Annotated in this window: 3 protein-coding genes; all 3 read left to right on the top strand. The window is 71.3% G+C overall.

Annotation, left to right across the window (positions count from 1 at the left end):
• The coding region (locus ACX6XY_RS29935) for an ABC transporter permease (RefSeq protein ID WP_460337731.1) at positions 1–954 on the top strand (954 nt) is incomplete at its 5' end.
• The gene (locus tag ACX6XY_RS29930) at positions 942–1808 is read left to right on the top strand and encodes an ABC transporter permease (RefSeq protein WP_460337728.1); all 867 of its coding nucleotides are present in this window, start codon (positions 942–944) and stop codon (positions 1806–1808) included. The genes ACX6XY_RS29935 and ACX6XY_RS29930, both read left to right, overlap by 13 nt.
• Entirely contained in the window at positions 1805–2857 is a 1053-nt protein-coding gene (locus ACX6XY_RS29925; protein WP_460337725.1) for an ABC transporter ATP-binding protein, read from the top strand. Before ACX6XY_RS29930 ends, ACX6XY_RS29925 begins: the two co-directional genes overlap by 4 nt.
• The last annotated feature ends 108 nt before the right edge of the window (positions 2858–2965 follow it).

Here is a 2965-nt window from a genome sequence, read left to right as displayed (position 1 = left end):
CCGCCATCCGCGCTCACCTGTCGCGTCTGGGGGGCTCGGTGTTTTTTATACGCCCCCGGCGGAGCGGAGGCGGCCAAGCCCGCCTCCGCGCCCGCGCGCGGCGCCCGGCGTCGCGGCTCGCGGCACCGGTGGCCCGTCGTCGTGCCCTTCTTCGCCTTCCTCGCGGTCTGCTTCGGGCTGCCCGCCGGGACCATGGTGTACGGGGCGTTCACCGTCGTCGACTCGGCCAGCGGCGCCAGCCGGTTCTCGATGGAGAACGTCAACGGCTCGCTGTCCGGCGCGTACGCGACCGGCCTGACCGGAAGCGTCGAACTCTCGGCCGTCACCGCGCTGTTCGCCACCGTGCTCGGCACGCTGATCGCCCAGGCGGTCGTCAGCTCCAAGCGGCCCGCCCTGCGCGGCATCGTCGTCTCGGCCAGCGGCGTGCTCGCCAACTTCTCCGGCGCGCCGCTCGCCTTCGCGTTCATCGCGACCCTCGGCACCACCGGCACCGTCACCCAGCTGTTCCACCTGGACAAGACCGGGTTCAGCCTCTACAGCTTCACCGGCCTGGTGCTCGCCTACCTCTACTTCATGGTCCCGCTGATGGTGGTCACCGTGCTGCCCGCGCTCGACGGCCTGCGCACCCAGTGGCAGGAGGCCGCCGCGTCCTGCGGCGCCACCCGCGCGCAGTACTGGCGGCACGTCGGCGTCCCGGTGCTGGTGCCCTCGCTGCTCGGCGGCCTGGTGCTGATGTTCGGCACCGCGTTCGCCTCGCACGCCACCGCCGCCGTGATGGTCGGCTCGTCCCAGCCGCTGATCACCATCCAGATCGCCAACGCCCTCAACGGCAACGTCCTGGTCGGCCAGGAGAACCTCGCCCTCGCCATGAGCCTCAACATGGTCGTGATCGCACTGCTGGTGATGGCCGTACAGATACCGCTGCAGCGCAGGAGTGCCCGATGGCTCGGATGAACTCGATCGCACGGGTGACCTCGCGGGTGCCCTCGCGGGGCGTCGTGCTGCTGCTCGCCACGCTGTACTTCCTGGTCCCCATCGGCGCATCGATCTGGTTCAGCGTCAACGAGGTGGACGGCGTCAGCTTCGACGCCTACACCAAGGGCTTGGGCACCGAAGGGCTGACCGAAAGCCTGATGCTCTCGGTGCGCCTGGGCCTGGCCACCATCGTCCTGGGGCTGCTGCTGATGGTGCCGACCCTGGTCGCGGTCTCGCTCTATCTGCCGAAGCTGCGCCGGGTCGTCGAGATCCTGTGCATGATGCCGCTGGTCGTCCCGCCCATCGCCCTGGTCGCGGGCGTCACCACGGTGCTCTCCTGGGAGCAGGACCTGGCCGACACACCCCTCTACATGACCTTCCAGACCCTGCGGGACGAGAACTTCCCGCTGGTGCTCGTGCTGGTCTACACGGTCATGTCGCTGCCGTTCCTGTACCGCTCCCTGGACGCCGGGCTGCGCTCCGTCGACCTGCGCACCCTCGTCGAGGCCGCCCGCAGCCTCGGCGCGTCCCGGCTGCAGACCCTGTGGCAGGTCGTCGTGCCGAACCTGCGGGCCGCCGTGATGGGCGGCGCCGTACTCAGCCTCGCCATGGTGCTCGGCGAGTACACCGTCGCCTCCGTGCTCTCCTACCGCCCGTTCTCCGTCTGGATGGTGGAGATCAAGGACTCCGAGGCCCAGCTCTCGGTCGCCGCCGCGATGCTCAGCCTGCTGATCACCTGGGGCCTGCTGCTCCTGCTCACCACCCTGGCCGGTGGCCGCAGTCGCCGCCGTACGGACCCGACCCGCCAGAACCGAAAGAAGACCGCGTCATGACCGTCCCCGTGCAACTCAAGCAACTGCGCCGGGAGTTCGGCTCAACGGTCGCACTCGACGGCCTTGACCTGGACATCGCGCCCGGCGAGATGGTCGCGCTGCTCGGCCCGTCCGGCTGCGGCAAGACCACCGCGCTGCGCATCATCGCGGGCTTCGAGACCGCCGACGGCGGCGAGCTGCTGATGGACGGCCAGGACGTCACCTCGGTCCCGGCCAACCGCCGCGACATCGGCATGGTCTTCCAGTCGTACAGCCTCTTCCCCAACATGACCGCCGCCGAGAACGTCGCCTACGGGCTGCGGGTACGCGGCAAGGCGAACGCCGAACGCAAGGAGCGGGCCCAGGAACTCCTGGACCTGGTCGGCCTGCCGGGTCGCGAGGGCCACTACCCGCACCAGCTCTCCGGCGGCCAGCAGCAGCGCGTGGCGCTCGCCCGCGCGCTGGCCATCCGCCCCAAGGTGCTGCTCCTGGACGAGCCGCTGTCCGCGCTGGACGCCAAGGTGCGGCTCACGCTGCGCGAGGAGATCCGGCGCATCCAGCTGGAACTCGGCATCACCACCGTCTTCGTCACCCACGACCAGGAGGAGGCGCTGTCCATGGCGGACCGCGTCGCCGTGATGAAGGACGGGCGGCTCGAACAGTGCGCCGCGCCCAGCGAGTTGTACGACCGCCCGGCCACGCCGTTCGTCGCCGAGTTCGTCGGCACCATGAACCGGCTGCCGGGCACCGTACGCGACGGCGGCGTCGTCGAGCTCTTCGGGCGGCGGCTGCCCATCCACGGCGACACCCCGGCCTCCGGCGCCGAGGTCGACGTCCTGCTGCGCCCCGAGGGGATCGCGGTCGGCGGCGCGGACGCCAAGGAGGGCACGCCCGCGACCGTACGGGTCGCCACCTTCCTCGGCGCGACCACGCGGCTGCACCTCAGCACCGAGTCCGGGGCCGTGTTCAAGGCCGACCTGCCCAGCTGGGAGGCGACCGGTCTCGCCGTGGGGGCGCGCTGCACGGTCACCCCGCACGACAACCCCGTACTCGTCGCCGAGCGGCCGTAACGACACCCGTCCCGTACGCGACTGGGGGGGGCCCCCCCGGGGGGGGGGGCCCCCCCCCCCGGGGGGGACATAGGTTGTGAGTGGGGTTGGGTGGGGGCCCCCCGCACG

Source organism: Streptomyces sp. O3 (genome assembly GCF_054788135.1).
This window is presented reverse-complemented; position numbering and strand designations above follow the sequence as displayed.